At 70.4% G+C, this 230-nt stretch carries 1 protein-coding gene; it reads left to right on the forward strand.

From position 1 onward, the window contains the following. On the forward strand, positions 1-230 hold a 230-nt coding region (locus ACLQ2W_RS34085; protein ID WP_425792040.1), incomplete at both ends, for an acyltransferase domain-containing protein.

Consider the following 230-nt stretch of genomic DNA (forward strand, 5'->3'; position numbering starts at 1 on the left):
CGTTCGGTGGGTGTGGTTCCGGCGGCGGTGGTGGGGCACAGTCAGGGTGAGATCGCGGCGGCGTGTGTGGCTGGTGGCCTGTCGTTGGCTGACGGGGCGCGGGTGGTGGCGTTGCGGAGTCGGGCGATCGTGGCGTTGTCGGGGTCGGGGGGCATGGTGTCGGTGCCTGCACCTTTGGACGAGGTGCAGGAGTTGATTGTCGGGTGGGGTGGGGACCTGTCGGTGGCGGC

It is taken from the genome of Micromonospora sp. DT227 (genome assembly GCF_049841835.1).
Taxonomy (GTDB): Bacteria; Actinomycetota; Actinomycetes; order Mycobacteriales; family Micromonosporaceae; genus Micromonospora.